Source organism: Streptomyces sp. NPDC047917, assembly GCF_043204345.1.
In the GTDB taxonomy this organism is placed as follows: Bacteria; Actinomycetota; Actinomycetes; order Streptomycetales; family Streptomycetaceae; genus Streptomyces; species Streptomyces sanglieri.
Genome location: NZ_JBIDCA010000007.1, coordinates 120,310 through 136,156, shown reverse-complemented (window position 1 = coordinate 136,156; position 15,847 = coordinate 120,310). Strand labels below are relative to the sequence as shown.

15 protein-coding genes are annotated in these 15,847 nt (G+C 72.2%); 3 read left to right on the top strand and 12 right to left on the bottom strand.

What is annotated here, in order from left to right; all coding sequences use genetic code 11:
• Positions 1-45: 45 nt before the first annotated feature.
• From cysS to ACGF8B_RS18370, 9 genes are all read right to left on the bottom strand, one after another.
• A complete protein-coding gene (gene cysS / locus ACGF8B_RS18410; protein ID WP_392739544.1) occupies positions 46-1,449 on the bottom strand; it encodes a cysteine--tRNA ligase in 1,404 nt (467 codons plus the stop codon).
• Positions 1,450-1,564: 115 nt separating this feature from the next.
• Positions 1,565-1,966 carry a PPOX class F420-dependent oxidoreductase gene (locus ACGF8B_RS18405; protein ID WP_342286795.1) on the bottom strand — a complete coding sequence of 134 codons (402 nt, stop codon included), beginning with the start codon at positions 1,964-1,966 and terminating at the stop codon, positions 1,565-1,567.
• 33 nt (positions 1,967-1,999) lie between these two features.
• Entirely contained in the window at positions 2,000-3,253 is a 1,254-nt protein-coding gene (locus ACGF8B_RS18400; protein WP_392739542.1) for an MFS transporter, read from the bottom strand.
• A gap of 309 nt (positions 3,254-3,562) precedes the next feature.
• Positions 3,563-5,290, bottom strand: coding sequence for an ABC transporter permease subunit (locus ACGF8B_RS18395; RefSeq protein WP_392739540.1), 1,728 nt, complete (start codon positions 5,288-5,290; stop codon positions 3,563-3,565).
• 4 nt (positions 5,291-5,294) lie between these two features.
• Positions 5,295-6,815, bottom strand: a complete 1,521-nt coding sequence (locus tag ACGF8B_RS18390) for an ABC transporter substrate-binding protein (RefSeq protein WP_392739538.1) — start codon at positions 6,813-6,815, stop codon at positions 5,295-5,297.
• Between the two features lie 27 nt (positions 6,816-6,842).
• Positions 6,843-7,430 (bottom strand): GNAT family N-acetyltransferase, encoded by a 588-nt coding sequence (locus ACGF8B_RS18385; RefSeq protein WP_392739536.1) that lies wholly within the window; start codon positions 7,428-7,430, stop codon positions 6,843-6,845.
• Positions 7,431-7,544: 114 nt separating this feature from the next.
• Positions 7,545-8,066: a 2-C-methyl-D-erythritol 2,4-cyclodiphosphate synthase gene (gene ispF, locus ACGF8B_RS18380; protein ID WP_392739534.1), complete on the bottom strand. Its 522-nt coding sequence runs from the start codon at positions 8,064-8,066 to the stop codon at positions 7,545-7,547.
• The gene (gene ispD / locus ACGF8B_RS18375) at positions 8,056-8,802 is read right to left on the bottom strand and encodes a 2-C-methyl-D-erythritol 4-phosphate cytidylyltransferase (RefSeq protein WP_392739532.1); all 747 of its coding nucleotides are present in this window, start codon (positions 8,800-8,802) and stop codon (positions 8,056-8,058) included. Before ispD ends, ispF begins: the two co-directional genes overlap by 11 nt.
• 354 nt (positions 8,803-9,156) lie before the next feature.
• Complete coding sequence (locus ACGF8B_RS18370; protein WP_006380568.1) at positions 9,157-9,639, bottom strand: CarD family transcriptional regulator; 483 nt, start codon at positions 9,637-9,639, stop codon at positions 9,157-9,159.
• Positions 9,640-10,279: 640 nt separating this feature from the next.
• Here ACGF8B_RS18370 and ACGF8B_RS18365 point away from each other — a divergent pair.
• The gene (locus ACGF8B_RS18365; RefSeq protein WP_392739530.1) at positions 10,280-10,945 is read left to right on the top strand and encodes a DUF461 domain-containing protein; all 666 of its coding nucleotides are present in this window, start codon (positions 10,280-10,282) and stop codon (positions 10,943-10,945) included.
• Between the two features lie 114 nt (positions 10,946-11,059).
• On the opposite strand, the gene ACGF8B_RS18360 is transcribed toward ACGF8B_RS18365, so the two are convergent.
• Together ACGF8B_RS18360 and ACGF8B_RS18355 are read right to left on the bottom strand one after the other, a co-directional pair.
• On the bottom strand, positions 11,060-11,740 hold the full coding sequence (locus ACGF8B_RS18360) for a response regulator transcription factor (protein ID WP_072487966.1): 681 nt from the start codon (positions 11,738-11,740) through the stop codon (positions 11,060-11,062).
• The gene (locus tag ACGF8B_RS18355; RefSeq protein WP_392739528.1) at positions 11,737-13,014 is read right to left on the bottom strand and encodes a sensor histidine kinase; all 1,278 of its coding nucleotides are present in this window, start codon (positions 13,012-13,014) and stop codon (positions 11,737-11,739) included. Before ACGF8B_RS18355 ends, ACGF8B_RS18360 begins: the two co-directional genes overlap by 4 nt.
• Positions 13,015-13,212: 198 nt before the next feature.
• Here ACGF8B_RS18355 and phoU point away from each other — a divergent pair, with 198 nt between their 5' ends.
• On the top strand, positions 13,213-13,890 hold the full coding sequence (phoU, locus tag ACGF8B_RS18350; RefSeq protein WP_266416142.1) for a phosphate signaling complex protein PhoU: 678 nt from the start codon (positions 13,213-13,215) through the stop codon (positions 13,888-13,890).
• Between the two features lie 259 nt (positions 13,891-14,149).
• On the top strand, positions 14,150-14,299 hold the full coding sequence (locus tag ACGF8B_RS18345; RefSeq protein WP_177328251.1) for a hypothetical protein: 150 nt from the start codon (positions 14,150-14,152) through the stop codon (positions 14,297-14,299).
• An 82-nt stretch (positions 14,300-14,381) separates the two neighbouring features.
• On the opposite strand, the gene ACGF8B_RS18340 is transcribed toward ACGF8B_RS18345, so the two are convergent.
• Positions 14,382-15,749 (bottom strand): MDR family MFS transporter, encoded by a 1,368-nt coding sequence (locus ACGF8B_RS18340; protein WP_392739525.1) that lies wholly within the window; start codon positions 15,747-15,749, stop codon positions 14,382-14,384.
• Between the last annotated feature and the right edge of the window lie 98 nt (positions 15,750-15,847).

The window sequence follows — 15,847 nt, the reverse complement described above, 5'->3', positions numbered from 1 at the left end:
AAGTGAAGTGTGCCGCCCGGAACGCCGGGCGGCACATGGTGGGGACTACTGGCGCGGGCCGAGTGTCCACCGCGGCCCGGTGGGGCTGTCCTCGATGACGAGTCCGGACTGGTTGAGCTGGTCGCGGATGGCGTCGGCGGCGGGCCAGTCCTTGCGCTCGCGGGCCGACTGGCGCTGGTCGAGGACGAGGCGTACGAGCGTGTCGACGACCCCGTGCAGATCGTCGCCGCGGTCGCTCTCGCCCGCCCAGTGCTCGTCGAGCGGGTCGAGGCCGAGGACGCCGAGCATCGCGCGGACCTCGGCGAGCCGGGCGACGGCGGCTTCCTTGTCGTCGGCGGCCAGTGCGGAATTGCCCTGACGGACCGTGGTGTGGACGATCGCGAGCGCCTGCGGGACGCCCAGGTCGTCGTCCATCGCCTCGGCGAAGGCCGGCGGCACCTCGGCGGCGGGCCCGACCGTCTCGCCCGCCTTCTCGGTGACGCGCTGGACGAAGCCCTCGATCCGCGCGAACGCCGACTCGGCCTCGCGCAGGGCCTCCTCGCTGTACTCGATCATCGACCGGTAGTGCGGGGTGCCGAGGTAGTAGCGCAGCACGATCGGGCGCCACGCCTTGACCATCTCGCTGACCAGCACCGAGTTGCCCAGCGACTTCGACATCTTCTCGCCGGACATGGTGACCCAGCCGTTGTGCACCCAGTACTTCGCGAACTCGTCGCCGTACGCCTTGGCCTGGGCGATCTCGTTCTCGTGGTGCGGGAAGATCAGGTCGATGCCGCCGCCGTGGATGTCGAAGGCGGTGCCGAGGTACTTGTGCGCCATGGCGGAGCACTCCAGGTGCCAGCCGGGGCGGCCGCGGCCCCACGGGGTCTCCCAGCTGGGCTCGCCCGGCTTGGTCGCCTTCCACATGGCGAAGTCGCGCTGGTCGCGCTTGCCGGTCTCGCCGTCGCCGGAGGGCTGGCGCAGATCGTCCAGGTCCTGGTTGGAGAGCTCCAGATAGCCGGGGAACGAGCGCACGTCGAAGTACACGTTGCCGTCGGCCGCGTAGGCGTGACCGCGTTCGATCAGGCCCCGCATCATCTCGATCATCTCGGGGACGTGGCCGGTGGCGCGGGGCTCGTAGGTGACCGGGAGGCAGCCGAGCGCGTCGTAGCCGGCGTTGAACGCCCGCTCGTTCTCGTAGCCGATGGCCCACCACGGGCGGCCCTGCTCCGCCGACTTCGCGATGATCTTGTCGTCGATGTCGGTGACGTTCCGGACGAAGGTGACGTCGTAGCCGCGGTACTGGAACCAGCGGCGCATGATGTCGAAGTTCAGCCCGGACCGGATGTGCCCGATGTGCGGGGCGGCCTGGACGGTCGCGCCACAGAGGTAGATCGAGACACAGCCCGCTGTGAGCGGTACGAAGTCACGGATCTGCCGGGCGCTGGTGTCGTACAGGCGAATAGTCACGCCTCAAGGGTAGTGGGCGCGCACCAGTGCCCCGCGACCCCTTGGGGATCGCGGGGACAACTTGTTACAGCGGGTCGCTTCCGCCTGCGTCGGGGGGTCCTCCGAGGGGGTGTTCTCAGACGCGTCCGACGACCTTGCGCGGGGTGATCCGGACGACCACCCGTTCGGCGTCGTCGACGGAGGGGTTGAACTCCGCGAATTTCTTGCCGGTGTACTTCACGGACAGCTCGTCCATGAGCTCGTCGCCGCCCTCGGTGGTCAGGGTGGCGGTGCCGCGGATCTCGGCGTACGTGTACGGGGCGTCGAAGGGCTGCACGACGACGGAGACCCGCGGGTCACGGCGCAGGTTCTGCTCCTTGCGGCGGCCGACCGACGTCGAGACGAGCAGGTCGTCGCCGTCGCGCTTCACCCAGACCGGGGAGACCTGGGGGCTGCCGTCGGGCTGGACGGTGGCGACGGTGACGAAGACGGGGGTGTCGAGAAGCGCCTTGAGTTCTGCGGGGAGTGCGGCGGGCATGGCGTACGTCCTCCAGTGGGTCCGGTGGTGCCTCTACGTACCCCCAACCCCGGCCCGGCGCTCCCGCTTCCCGTTCCCGCCCACCGGAAGGGTCAGCGCGAGCGCGGCACCCGCCAGCGGCACGGCGGCGAGCACCGCCCACCGGACCGGGTCCGGCGCCTGGAGCAGTGCCCCGGTGGCGGCGCTGCCGCCGAGCACGGCGAGCCCGGAGACCGAGGAGAGCGCCCCGGTGGCGAGCCCGAGCCGCCGGTCGTCGACGAGATCCGGTACGAGGCCGCGCGCGGCCGGGACCAGCAGCATCTGGCCGAGGGTGAGCAGCACGACGAGGGTGGCACCGGGCAGCAGTCCGGCGGGGCCGCCGGGGGCGAGCGGCACGGCGGCGAACCCGGCGGCGACGATCCCGAGGCCGGTGACGAGCGCGGTGCGCGGGGCGACGCGGCGGGCGGCCCAGCGGGTCAGGGGCAGTTGGGCGCAGACCACCAGGAGCGAGGAGAGCGCGAACAGCCAGCCGAGCGCGGCCTGCCCGCCGGTGGCCCCCGCCACCTCGGCCGGCAGCGAGAGGTAGAGCTGGTTGTACGCGATCAGGTAGCTGCTGTACGCGAGGCAGAGCAGGAGGAAGGGCCGGTTGCCGAACACCTCGCGTACGGAGCCGCGGGACTCGGCCGTCCGGGTGACCGGAGCCCGGCGGGGCATCAGCCGGGCGTGTCCGGCGAGGACGCCGGTGAAGACCAGCGCACCGGCGAGACAGGCCGCCCGGAATCCGGCGCCGAGCAGCAGGAGCAGCGAACCGAGCAGCGGCCCGATGAAGGCACCCGCCTGTCCGGCCGCGGAGAACACGGCCAGCACCTGGGCGCGCGGGGTTCCGGTGTCCCGCTCGTACCGGACGGACTCGCGGGCGGTCTCGGACTCCACGGCGGGCGAGAACAGCGCGGCGGCGAACCCGATGAGGACCACCGCGCCGATGACGCCCACGGTGGACCCGGCGAAGGCCAGCCACCCGAAGCCGGCGATCCGCAGGGCGCAGCCGACGAGGACGACGGGCCGGGGCCCGTACCGGTCGGTGAGGGCGCCGCCCACGACGAAGAGCCCCTGCTGGCTGAACGTACGCAGCCCGAGCACGAGCCCGACGAGCCATCCGGCCATGCCGAGGCCGGTGCCGAGATGGGTCGCGAGGTAGGGCAGCACGGCGTAGAAGCCGATGTTGAAGGCGAACTGGGTGGCGGTGAGGAGCCGCAGGTAGGGCGTGGTCCTCGTGGCGGCCCCGAGGACGGGTGCGGCGGCGGTCACCGGATCACCCCGCCGGCAGCTTCGACGAGGTGGCCCGAGGCGTCCCCCGGACAACAGAGCTTCCGCAGACCCCCGGAAGGACCCGACCACCCCTGCGCCGCCCCACCGGGGCCCGTACGCACGCGGACGGCGCCACCGGCCCGCAGCCGCCCACGACGCCGGGGCGGGGCCACGCAGGGCCGTCCCCGCAGGGACTGACGTAGATGACCGGCCCAGCACACGTAGCGGGGTGCCACGTCGGTTCCGAGGAGACGGCCCGGAGGGGCCCCGCCCCCGCCCGCCCGCCGGCGCCGGGCGCCCCGTCCCCGTTCAAGCCGTACCTGCCCGGCCCCGGGCCCGCCCCCGTACCGCTGCCGCCGTGAGGACGGCCAGTGCGCCCAGGGCGGCGAGCGCGGCGGCGGGGGCCAGCACGGACCAGGGGGCCCGTTCCGCGTACGGCAGGTTCTCCGAGAGCATCCGGCCCCACTCCGGCGCCGGTGCCTGGGCACCCAGGCCGAGGAAGCCCAGCGAGGCGAGGGCCAGCGCGATCGCCGGGATCCGCAGCACCGCGTGGCGCAGGACCGGGGGCACGACGGCGGGCAGCAGGTGGCGCCGGGCCAGGTGCCACCGCCCGGCGCCCATCGAACGGGCTGCCGCGATGTGCGGTGCGGCGCGCTCCTGCGCGTACAGGGCCGAGGTGTGGGCGGCGAGCGGAGCCCAGGCGACGGCCGCCACGGCGACCGCGGCGCCCAGCGGGCCGGGGCCCGCGATGCCCGCGACGACCAGGCCGCACAGGATCGCCGGCAGCGCGTTCGCGGTCTCGGTGAGCGCCCCGGCCCGTACCGCTCCCAGGACCAGGCCGAGCAGCAGCGTCACGGCGGAGACGGCGATCGCGGTCAGCACCGTACGGGCCGCTCCGTGGCCGAGGCGGGCCAGCACGTCACGGCCGAGGGAGTCCGTGCCGAGGGGATGCGCGGCGGACGGACCGGCGAGGCGGGCCGCGGCGTCGACGTGCGACGGGTCGCGCAGCAGCCCGGCGACGGTCACGGCCACGAAGAGCGCGGCGAGCACCACCGCCCCGGCGGTGAGCAGCCGGCGGGCGGGCAGGACCGGGGGCACCAGGGCCGGGAGGGCCCCGTCGGACAGGGCGGGCCCGAGCAGCGCGCGCCCGGCCAGGCGGGCCGCGACGCCCGCGACGACGCCCAGGAGCAGCAGGAACAGCACGCACGCCTGGAGCACCGGGAGGTCCTGCGCGAGGGCCGCGGCCAGCGCCGTACCGCCGAGCCCCGGCACGGCGTACAGCGTCTCGACGGCGACGGCGCCGCCGGTGAGGCCGACCACGACCAGGCCGAGCTGCGGCAGCAGTCCGGGCAGGGTGCGGCGCAGGGCGTGCCCCGCGACGCGCCGTCCGGGCAGTCCGCTCGCGGCGGCGGCCCGCGCCCACGGTTCGGCGAACGCGGCGGGCAGCGCGTCGTCCAGCAGCCGGCCGAGCAGGGCGCCCGCCGGAACGCCCATGGCGAGCGCGGGCAGCACCGTCTGTCCGGGCGCGCCCCAGCCGAGCGCCGGGAGCCAGCCGAGCTGTACGGCGACGACGGCGGCCAGGACGGCGGCGAGCAGGAACTCCGGCAGCGCGGCGAGGACAGCGGCGCTCACCCCGGCCCGCGCGGTGACGATCCGGCGCCGCGCCCCGCGCCGCAGCGTGGCCGCGCAGAGCGCGGCCGCCAGCAGCAGGGCGACGGCGAGCGAGAGGCCCATCAGGGTCAGTGAGACGCCGAGCGCGGCCGTCACGTCGGGGGCGACGGGCTGTCCGGAGACCCAGGAGGTGCCGAGGTCGCCGTGGAGGAGCCCGCCCAGCCAGTCGCCGAGGACGTGCGCGGCCCCGCCGTCGAGCCCGGTTTCGGCGCGGATCGCGTCGAGGGTCTCGGGGGTCGGCGGCCGGTCGGCGTACCGGGCGTGCAGGATCGTGAGCGCCGGGTCGGTCCGGGTCAGGGCGGGCAGCAGCCCGATGACGGCGAGGACCGCGAGGAGCGTGCCGAGCCGCCCCGCCAGGTGCTTCACCCGGTCACCCGACGCGGGTGTCGGCGGTGATCAGGGTGCGTTCCATCGGGTCGAGCGAGACTCCGTGGACGCGGCTGTCGTCGTACCCCTGGACGAAGCGTTCGTGGAGCAGCGGCACGAGGGCGTCGGTGCCGAGGATGCCGGCCTCGGCGTTCATCTCGGCGCGGTGGCGGGCGTCGGTGCCGGCGAGGCCGGCGGCCTTGTCCACGGCCGCGTCGATCCGCTCGTCGCAGAGCTGGGAGATGTTGAAGCTGCCGTCGCAGGTGAAGTCGGACGCGAGGTAGGAGACCGGGTCCGCGGTGTCCAGGAGGGTGTTGCGGGCCTGGATGAACGCGTCGTACTTGCCGGCCAGCGCGTCGGCCTCCAGCTGGGCGTAGTCGCGTACGACCTGCTTGACGGTGAAGCCGCGCTCGGTGAGCTGCTGCTGGACGACGGTGGCGACCTCGGGCAGCTCCGGCCGGTTGGTGTACGTGGCGAGGACGATCTGCTTCGTCTTCGCGACCTCCGCCCGGCCGGCCGCCTTGGCCCGGTCCGTGGGGGCGGTGCGGCCGGCGGCGGCCCAGGGCACGCCGGGGCCGAGGAGGCCCTTCGCGGTGTCGGCGCGGCCCTCGTAGACGCCCTTGACCAGGGCGGCGGAGTCGATGGCCTCGCGGGCGGCGGCGCGCATCGCCGGATCGGCGAAGACCCCGTGCCGGGTGTTGAGGGAGAGGCCGTTGGTGCGGGCGGAGGGGAATTCGTGGACGAGCCCGTCGCCGAGGAGGGACGCCTGGGAGATGGGTACGTACTCGGCGACGTCGACGGTCTTCGTGCGCAGCGCGTTGGCGCGCGCGGTGCCGTCGGCGACGAACTTCACGTCGACACCGGGCGCCTCGGCCCCGGCGCCCCAGTAGCTGTCGTTGCGCTGGAGCGTCGCGCCGAGCGCGCCGTTCACCTTCGTCAGGGTGAAGGGTCCGGTGGCGTGCCCGGCGGGGTTCACCCTGCCGCCCTTGTACGCGCCCTCGGACAGGATCGTGAGCGAGGGGTTGGCCAGCCGCTGGGGCAGCAGCGGGTCGGGGGTCCGGGTGGATATCCGTACGGTCCCGGCGTCCGGCGTGGTGACGTCGAGGCGGGTGTCGCTGAGGACCCGGGGCTTGGGGGACGCCTTCTCGGCGACGCGCAGCGAGCGCGCGACATCGGCGGACCCGACCTTCCCGCCGTCCTGGAAGGCGGCGTCGCGCAGCGTGAAGGTCCAGGTGCGGTCGTCGTCGCGCTTCCAGGAGGTGGCGAGCGCGGGCTTGGCGTCGCCGTTCTTGTCGAGGGTGGTGAGGCCCTCGATGACGGCGAGGCGGCTGAGGGTGACGGCGTCGTCGCCGTACGGGGACATGGCCTGGGCGGGCGGGAAGGCCATGACGACCCGGAGCCGCTGCCCGTCCGCGGAGCCGCCCGAGCCGTCGGTGGACGAACAGGCGGTGGCGAGCGGTACGAGGAGGGCGGCCGCGGAGAGCGTCAGGGGCAGCGCGGGGCGACGGCGTCGGGGCGAGGGCATGACAGTGACCTTATATGAAAACGATTGTCATCTAGCGGGCGGGGTGGCGGGCACCGGCATCGGCAGTTCGAAGTGCACGATGCCCTGGCCACCACCCGGCAACGCGCGCTCGTCGCACACCTCGTCCGCCAGCGACCGCCAGAACGGCTCGGCGCCGGGCACGGCCGGGTCGGTGTGCAGGTAGACCGCCTCGTACCCGCCAGCCGCCGCGACGAAGCCGCACAGCTCACGCACCAGCCGCCGGGCCAGCCCGCGCCTGCGATGGCCGGGCGCGACGTAGATCCGGCAGAGCTGGGCGGTGGTCCCGGACGGAAAGCGGTCCGCGACCCACTGCGGATTGGGCGGCGCCTGGGGCCCGCGGTCGCGCACCGCGCCGGTGGCGACGATCCCGCCCTCGTACTCGGCGACCAGCAGGGTGCAGCGGTCCGGGCGCAGATAGGCGCTCTCGGGATCGATGATGTCGGCGTGCCAGCGCGGTACGTAACCGGACCGCAGGTCGCGGTAGACGGTGTCGAGCATCACGGCCCGCGCCCCGCCGAGATCGGCGGGGGTGGCGGTGCGCAGTACGTATCCGTCGGTTCCGGCCCGTACCGGCACCACCGTCGTCGTGCTCATCCGTGAGCCCACCGTCCTCGTACGACACATCGCTTGCCGTACCAGCGTACGTGCAAGCGATGTGCAACAAGGCCGTGCCCCCAGAGGTCCCGGCAGGTCAGGGCCGGGTGCGGGTCAGCCGGTGCGGTATACCAGCGCGGTCGCGATCCCGGCGATGCCCTCGCCCCGGCCGGTGAAGCCGAGACCGTCGGAGGTGGCCGCGGAGAGCGAGACGGGCGCCCCCACGGCGGCCGACAGCACCTTCTGCGCCTCGTCCCGCCGCTTGCCGATCTTCGGCCGTACACCGACGACCTGGACGGCGACATTGCCGATCCCGAAGCCCTCGGCCCGCACGATCCGGGCCGCCTCGGTCAGCAGGGTCACCCCGGCGGCGCCCGACCACTCGGGCCGCCCGGTGCCGAAGTGCTGTCCGAGGTCGCCGAGCCCGGCGGCCGAGAAGAGCGCGTTGCACGCGGCGTGCGCGACGACATCGGCGTCCGAGTGCCCGGCGAGCCCGGGCCCCTCGCCCTCCCAGAGCAGCCCCGCGCACCACAGCTCACGGCCCTCCTCGAAGGCGTGGATGTCGGTGCCGATCCCGACCTGCGGGATCACCGGACCGGTGCGTTCCGCGGGAACCGTCGTTTCCTCAGAAGCCATCGTTCGCCCTCCTGCGTGCGAGTACCGCCTCGGCCAGCACCAGGTCCAGCGGCCGGGTCACCTTGAACGCCTCTTCGTGCCCGGGCACGACCACCACGGGCGCCCCGAGCTGCTCCACCATGCCCGCGTCGTCCGTGGCACCCTCACCGCTGACGGCGACGGCCCGGTGCGCCCGCGCGAGCGTGTCGCGGTCGAAGCCCTGCGGGGTCTGCACGGCGCGCAGCCTGGCCCGCACGGGCGTGCCGAGCACCGGCTCCGGATCCCCCGGCGCACCGGGCTCGACCTCCTTGACGGTGTCGGCCAGCGGCAGCGCGGGGACGACGGCGGGCGCCCCGTCCCGTACCGCCTCGATCACCGCGTCCACCGTGTCGACGGGCACCAGCGGGCGCGCCGCGTCGTGGACGAGGACGGCGGAGACGTCCTCGGGCAGCGCGTCGACGCCGAGCCGCACCGACTCCTGTCGGGTGTCGCCGCCGGGCACGACGAGGTAGTCGGTGCGCTCGGGCAGGGCGTGCTCGTCGAGCAGGTTCTTGACCTCGTGGGCGCCGTCCGGCGGCGCGACGACCACGACCAGGGAGACGGAACGGGACGCCGCCATGGCCCGTACCGCGTGGATGAGCATGGGCGTGCCGCCCAGCGCGCGGAGCGCCTTGGGGGCACCGGGCCCGAGCCGTACGCCGCGGCCGGCTGCGGGAATCACGGCGGCCGTGCGGTACGGACGCGATTGATCAGACATCGATTGCACTCCGGGGCTTCGGCATGTTTGTTTCCACGGCGGACGTGGGTATGGCCACAAGCGAGCCGGGCGCCGTGCCCTGACTCGGCGGGGCCCTTTCCGTGACACCCCGTCGAAGTCGGACAAGCCGCACCGGTGCTCGGGATCAGCTGCGCAAGATCGCGAGCAACGTATCGGGGGTATCGCCGATGAAGCCAACGCATCGGTGAGTCGGGACGCAATCCGGACAGGCTGCGCATTGATTCCAGCCACGCCGTGGCTGAATACAGACATGCCGCGGCGCCCGACGACAAACCGTGAATACGGTTGTCAGCGGGCACCGCGGCACATTGATTACGACCGGCGCGAGCCGGTTCAGGACGCGAGAACCTCGTCGAGCAGAGCCTCGGCCTTGTCTTCGTTCGTGTTCTCCGCGAGAGCGAGCTCGCTCACCAGAATCTGGCGAGCCTTGGCGAGCATGCGCTTCTCACCTGCGGAGAGTCCACGCTCGCGCTCACGACGCCACAGGTCGCGAACCACTTCGGCGACCTTGATGACATCGCCGGAGGCGAGCTTCTCGAGATTTGCCTTGTAGCGCCGGGACCAGTTCGTCGGCTCTTCGGCATACGGTGCGCGAAGCACCTCGAAGACCCGGTCCAGCCCCTCCTGCCCGACCACGTCGCGCACACCCACGAACTCCGCATTGTCCGCCGGCACACGAACCGTCAAGTCGCCCTGGGCGACCTTGAGCACCAAGTAGGTCTTGTCCACGCCTTTGATCTGGCGAGTTTCGATAGCCTCGATCAGCGCGGCCCCGTGATGGGGATAGACCACGGTGTCGCCAACCTTGAACGTCATGTGACAGGTACCCCTTCCGTGGCTATCAAGAGTAACACGAGAACTGCTTCTCCTGAATGGCGTTTTCGCAGGTCAGGGCATATCTCGGGGCTTGACAACAGCAACACGCACGTGCTGCGGAAGGCTCACGGGGTGCGGAATTCGCAGGTCGGAGCCGTTGTGCGGGCAGGGCGAAACACACACGTCTCACACATCCGGACCGCCCTCCGAAGGGGTCGAACGTCCCGTTTTGCCTGGTTCCGGATGCTGAAGTTTCCGTACTCCGTTCGGAGATCGATCACCCGTACGGAGGTAAGTGCCGTTGATCAATGGAATTGATCAACGGGTCGGCGTGATCGCTTATGCGCGCGGAATGCGCCCCACTCCATGAATTGATCACCGGCGATATGTGAACGGCATGTGTCGGGCCGTTTCGGCGGCCGGCCGGGCCGCAAACCATTGCCGGGCGGGAGCCTCCGAAGGGCATGACCGCGGGAAGTCCCGGGAGCGGCCGGGAGGACCGGGATCACTCTCAGGGGCGGGTCGGGTGCGGAGCCGGGCGGGCGGCTCGGTAGCCTGAAGCCGCTGACACACCCTTAGGGCGGCTTTACGTCGCTCCCCACCCGTCCGCAGTCCGAACGTTCAAGGAGTTGCCGCCGCCGTGAGCCGCAGCCTTCGACACGGCGCTCTCGCCGCCACAGCCATCGTGTTCTCGATCGCCTCGCTCGCCGCGTGCGCCGCGGGCAATGACGCCGCGACGCTCAAGGTCAGGCCGGACAATGCTGCCACCTCCGTCGGTGACATCAGAATCCAGAACGCGAACATCGTCACCCAGCCCGAGCCCACCGCGACGGGCCCGGCGGTCGTCGTCGCGACGCTGTTCAACAACGGCACGAAGCCGCAGACCCTGGAAGCCGTCACGCTGCCCGGTTCGAGCACCTCGGTGCAGCTGCACGCCGCCAAGGGCGCAGGATCGGTCGTCGTCCCGGCCGGCGGCTCGATGCTGCTGGGCGGCCCCGGCAACGCCTCCGCCGTGATCGAGGGCGGTGGCGAGGCCGCCAAGGCGGGCAATGTGCAGCGGGTCGTCTTCAAGTTCAGCGCGGCCGGCGAGATCCCGCTCGGCGCGGCCGTCGTACCGGCGACGAGCTACTTCACGGGCTTCGGCCCGAGCGCGCTGCCCGAGACGCCGGAGAAGTCGCCGGCGACGAAGCCGACCGGTTCCGCCACCGCCAACACCACCGGGTCGCAGGGCGGTGCCCCCGAGGAGTCGGAGAGCGACACGGTCACCCCGACCGACTCCGCGTCCGCCTCCACGCAGGCCCGCTGACCCCGCACGCGAACAGCGGCCCGCGGGCGGACAGAGCGCCGCGCGGACCCACGCCGAACGGCGGAGGGCGCCCCCTTCCGGGGGCGCCCTCCGCCGTTTCGCACACCTGCCGGTCTACGGCTCGAACTTGTAGCCCAGGCCACGCACCGTCACCAGGAAGCGCGGCGCACCCGGGTCGGGCTCGATCTTGGCGCGCAGGCGCTTGACGTGGACGTCGAGGGTCTTGGTGTCACCCACGTAGTCCGCGCCCCACACCCGGTCGATCAGCTGCATGCGGGTCAGGACCCGGCCCGCGTTGCGCAGCAGCATCTCCAGCAGGTCGAACTCCTTGAGCGGGAGGTCGACCTTGCCGCCGGCGACGGTGACGACGTGGCGGTCCACGTCCATCCGCACCGGGCCCGCCTCCAGGGCGGCCGGGGTGACCTCCTCCGGCTCGCCGCGGCGGCGCAGCACGGCGCGGATCCGGGCGACCAGTTCCCGCGAGGAGAACGGCTTGGTCACGTAGTCGTCGGCTCCTATTTCCAGGCCGACGACCTTGTCGATCTCGCTGTCCTTCGCCGTGACCATGATCACGGGGACATTGGACCGGCTGCGCAGCTGACGGCAGACCTCCGTGCCGGGCAGGCCCGGCAGCATCAGGTCGAGCAGTACGAGGTCGGCGCCGTTGCGCTCGAACTCGTCAAGCCCGTCCGGGCCCGTGGCCGCGATGGCGACCTCGAAGCCTTCCTTGCGGAGCATGTAGGACAGGGCGTCGCTGAAGGATTCCTCATCCTCGACGACGAGCACTCGGGTCACGGAAGGACCTCCGGGGCAGGGAATGGTTCAAGGGTGTCGGGGTGAGCGGGTCCATGGGGGCCGCCCTCGTCGCCGTTGACGACGGGCGGTCCGTCCGAGCTGCGGTCCCGTTCCCGTACGGCGCCCGCTTCGGGCAGCCGCAGGGTGAAGGTGGAGCCCTGGCCCTCCGAGCTCCAGACCGTGACCTCCCCGCCGTGCGAGGCGGCCACGTGTTTCACGATGGCGAGGCCGAGGCCGGTGCCACCGGTGGCCCGTGAGCGGGCCGGGTCGACGCGGTAGAAGCGTTCGAAGACCCGCTCGCGGTCCCTCTCCGAGATGCCGATGCCCTGGTCGGTCACGGCTATCTCGATCTGGTCCCCGCCCGGCACGGACAGCCGCCTGGCGGCGATGCCCACTCGAGTGCGGGCGGGACTGTAGTTGACGGCGTTCTCGACGAGATTGCCGAGCGCCGCGGCGAGCTGGCCGCGGTTGCCCCAGATACGGAGCTCCGCGGTGCCGCCCGCCGCCATGGTGATCTGCTTCGAGCCGGCCTGCTGGCGGCAGCGGTCGATGGCCTCGGCCACCAGCTCGTCCACCCGGACCGGCTCGGCGTCCTCCAGCGGGTCGTCGTTCTGCACCCGCGAGAGGTCGATGATCTCCTGTACGAGGTTGGTCAGCCGGGTCGCCTCTATCTGCATCCGGCCCGCGAAGCGTTCCACCGCCTCGGGGTCGTCCGAGGCGTCCATCACTGCCTCGGAGAGCAGCGAGAGAGCGCCGACCGGGGTCTTGAGCTCATGGCTGACGTTGGCGACGAAGTCGCGCCGTACCGCCTCTATCCGGCGGGCCTCGGTGAGGTCCTCGACCAGCAGGAGCACCAGCCGGGAGCCGAGCGGGGCGACCCGGGCGGAGACCGCGAGGGCCTCGCCACGGCCCGTGCCGCGCCGCGGAAGGTCCAGTTCCACCTGTCGTATCTCACCGTCGCGGCGGGTGTCCCTGGCCATGTTCAGCATCGCCTCGACGGCGAGCCGGCCGCCCCTGACCAGTCCCAGCGCATAGGCGGCGGAGCTGGCCTTGACGACGCTGTCGCTCTCGTCGAGCACCACCGCCGAGGAGCTGAGCACGGACAGGACCGTGTCCACCCCGGGCGGCAGGGGTGCGTTGCTGTCGGGCCGCATGGAGGTTCGCGTCGGCTTCTTCTGGTCGCGCTCGCTCCAGCGGAACGCAAGCATGGCGATCACGCCGGTACACGCACCGCCGATCGCCGCAGCTGCGGCGACTGCCGCGTTCACGTCCATACGTCAAGGTTATGCGGGTACCGGACGACTCTCCCAGCCATCCGGGTGCGTATCCGAACACTCGTCGCCCAGAGTTCACCGAGGAGCAAGGGTTGGTTCACTTGGGCGGCCGGAACCTGTCGCGTACGCCACTCAGGGTGGCAGCGTGGGGTTCGAACCTGGCCCCGGCCTTACACAGAGGACTGGAGAGGGACTTCCATGCGTGACGCGTACCACGAGGAACTCGACTCGATCGGAGAAGGGCTGGTCGAGATGGCCCGGCTCGTCGGGTCGGCGATCGGCCGGGCGACGACGTCCATGCTCGATGCCGATCTCAAGCTCGCGGAGAGCGTGATCGCCGCGGACCAGAAGGTCGACGACCTTCAGCACGACCTGGAAGCGCGGGCCATCGCCCTGCTCGCGCGTCAGCAGCCCGTGGCGACGGATCTGCGCATCGTGGTCACCTCCCTGCGGATGAGCGCCGACCTGGAGCGCTCGGGCGACCTCGCCCAGCACGTCGCCAAGCTGACCCGGCTGCGGTTCCCGCAGTCGGCGGTCCCGCACGACCTGCACGCCACCATCCTGGAGATGGGGCAGCTGGCACAGCGCCTGATGGCCAAGGCCGCCGAGGTGATCATCACCAAGGACGTCGATCTGGCGCTCCAGCTGGAGCAGGACGACGACGAGATGGACCTGCTGCACCGCACGCTGTTCCAGCACCTGATGGACGACCGCTGGAAGCACGGCATCGAGACGGCCGTCGATGTGACGCTGCTCGGCCGCTACTACGAGCGCTTCGCGGACCACGCGGTGTCGGTGGCCAAGCGGGTCGTGTACCTGGTGACGGGCGAGCACGCCGACGAGATCCAGCAGCAGACGACGGTGGAGGGCGCGTAGGCGGAGACGCGTGACCAGGGCGCGTGCGGAGACGCCTGGCGGAGGCGCGTGCCGGCGTGCGTACGGGCGTGCGCACGGGCGTGAGTTCAGGTGTGCGCGGGCGCATCGCGTCGCACAAGTGTTTCTGCGTATGTGCGCTGTTGATGCGCCCGCCGGGGTGGGCATGAAATGGGGTGGGGCGGCACGCCTTGTCCGTACGCCCCGGTCGTACGCGCGTTCTCGCGGCGTGCGGCCCTGTCGTATGCCTTGAGGAGGAACCATGGCCGATTCCCCCACGACCGACCCACAGCAGGAGGCACCCGCCGAGGTGGTGCACCTGACCCTGCTCGGCGCCTGCGGCTGCGGCTCGGGCTGCGGCTGCGGCTGCCAGTCCGGGGCCCCGTGCCAGTGCGGTGGCTGCTGCGGCTGACCGGCTGCCGCGGAATGCCGAAAGCGCCCCGCGCGGAACCTTCCGGCTCCGGGCGGGGCGCCCCCGTGTGCGGCCCGCGCCCTCAGCCCGCCCGTTCGACGGCGGGCCCGGTGCCGTCGGCGGTATCGGCGTCGGCACCGGCCCCGGCCCCGGCCCCGGAAGCAACCGCGGCACCGGAGGCGACCGCGGCACCGCTCTCCGCCACCCGGCTGCCGCCCTCGGGTACCGCCACGTCCTCCCCCGGCAGGTTCCGCATCAGCAGCCAGTAGCCCAGCGCGGCCCCGGTCCCCAGGACGGCGCACGCGCTCCACAGCCACTGGGCCCCGAACCGGTCGATCACCAGGCCCGACATCAGCGGCGCGATCAGCGCGGCCGCCGACCACGACATCGTGTACATGCCCTGGTAGCGGCCCCGGCCCCGGGCGGGCGACAGCCTGACCACCAGGCTGCTCTGGATCGGCGCGTTGACGATCTCGGCGACCGTCCAGACGCAGATGGTCAGCGCGTAGACGGCGACCGACCCGGCGAACGCGGTCAGCCCGAAACCGTACCCCGCCAGCAGCGACGACACGATGAGCAGCCGGCGCGGATCGCGGTGCTGGATGAAACGGGTGACGGGAATCTGGAGCACCACGATCAGCACCCCGTTGACGGCGACGGCGGTACCGAAGTCGGAGCTGGAGAACCCGTCCGCCCCCATGGCCACCGGGAGCCCCACGTACCCCTGCTGGAAGATCAGGGCGATGACGAAGGACAGCCCGACGACGCTCATGAACCGGCCGTCGCGCAGCACCGTGGAGAGCCGGACCTCGTCCGCCCCGTCGTCCACCGCGCGGCCGGACACCACCGGCTTGTCGGGCCGCGACTCGGGCACCTTCATGAAGACGACGACGGCGCAGAACAGCGTCATCGCGGCCTCGCCGAGGAATCCGGCGAGATAGCTGTACTCGGCGACGAAGCCGGCACCGGCCGAGGAGACGGCGAAGCCGAGGTTGATGGCCCAGTAGTTGAGCGAGAAGGCCCGCACCCGGTCCTCGGGCCGGACGATGTCGGCCATCATCGCCTGCACGGCGGGCCGCGACGCGTTGCTGGCCATGCCCACGAAGAAGGCGACCGTGGCGATCGCCACCGGGTGGACCATGAACCCGAGCACCGCCACGGACACGGCCGTCGACGTCTGCGCGATGAGCATGGTGGGCCGCCGCCCGAGCCGGTCGGTCATCACCCCCGCCCCCAGCGAGGAGACGACCCCGCCGAGCCCGTGCAGCGCGACGACCAGACCGGCGTACGAGGCCGAGTAGCCGCGGTCCAGGGTCAGGTAGAGCGCCATGAAGGTGGCGACGAACGCTCCGAGGCGGTTGACCAGCGTGCTGGTCCACAGCCACCAGAACTGCCTGGGGAGCCCGGACACGGATTCGCGTGCGGCCCGTCTGAGACCGGCGACAGACATACGGAATCCCCCCAGGGAAGTACGGAACGGACAGCGCCGGTAAGAGGCCCGACTGCTGTCCGAACGTTACGAATCCTGGATTCCGGTCCGCCACTCAA

What these genes read in the sequence shown, in the direction of transcription:
- ACGF8B_RS18385 (WP_392739536.1), bottom strand. Translation starts at nt 7,430, where the DNA reads ATGAGCACGACGACGGTGGTGCCGGTACGGGCCGGAACCGACGGATAC.
- ACGF8B_RS18355 (WP_392739528.1), bottom strand. Translation starts at nt 13,014, where the DNA reads ATGGACGTGAACGCGGCAGTCGCCGCAGCTGCGGCGATCGGCGGTGCG.
- ispD (WP_392739532.1), bottom strand. Translation starts at nt 8,802, where the DNA reads ATGTCTGATCAATCGCGTCCGTACCGCACGGCCGCCGTGATTCCCGCA.
- ACGF8B_RS18340 (WP_392739525.1), bottom strand. Translation starts at nt 15,749, where the DNA reads ATGTCTGTCGCCGGTCTCAGACGGGCCGCACGCGAATCCGTGTCCGGG.
- phoU (WP_266416142.1), top strand. Translation starts at nt 13,213, where the DNA reads ATGCGTGACGCGTACCACGAGGAACTCGACTCGATCGGAGAAGGGCTG.
- ispF (WP_392739534.1), bottom strand. Translation starts at nt 8,066, where the DNA reads ATGGCTTCTGAGGAAACGACGGTTCCCGCGGAACGCACCGGTCCGGTG.
- ACGF8B_RS18405 (WP_342286795.1), bottom strand. Translation starts at nt 1,966, where the DNA reads ATGCCCGCCGCACTCCCCGCAGAACTCAAGGCGCTTCTCGACACCCCC.
- ACGF8B_RS18390 (WP_392739538.1), bottom strand. Translation starts at nt 6,815, where the DNA reads ATGCCCTCGCCCCGACGCCGTCGCCCCGCGCTGCCCCTGACGCTCTCC.
- ACGF8B_RS18345 (WP_177328251.1), top strand. Translation starts at nt 14,150, where the DNA reads ATGGCCGATTCCCCCACGACCGACCCACAGCAGGAGGCACCCGCCGAG.
- ACGF8B_RS18370 (WP_006380568.1), bottom strand. Translation starts at nt 9,639, where the DNA reads ATGACGTTCAAGGTTGGCGACACCGTGGTCTATCCCCATCACGGGGCC.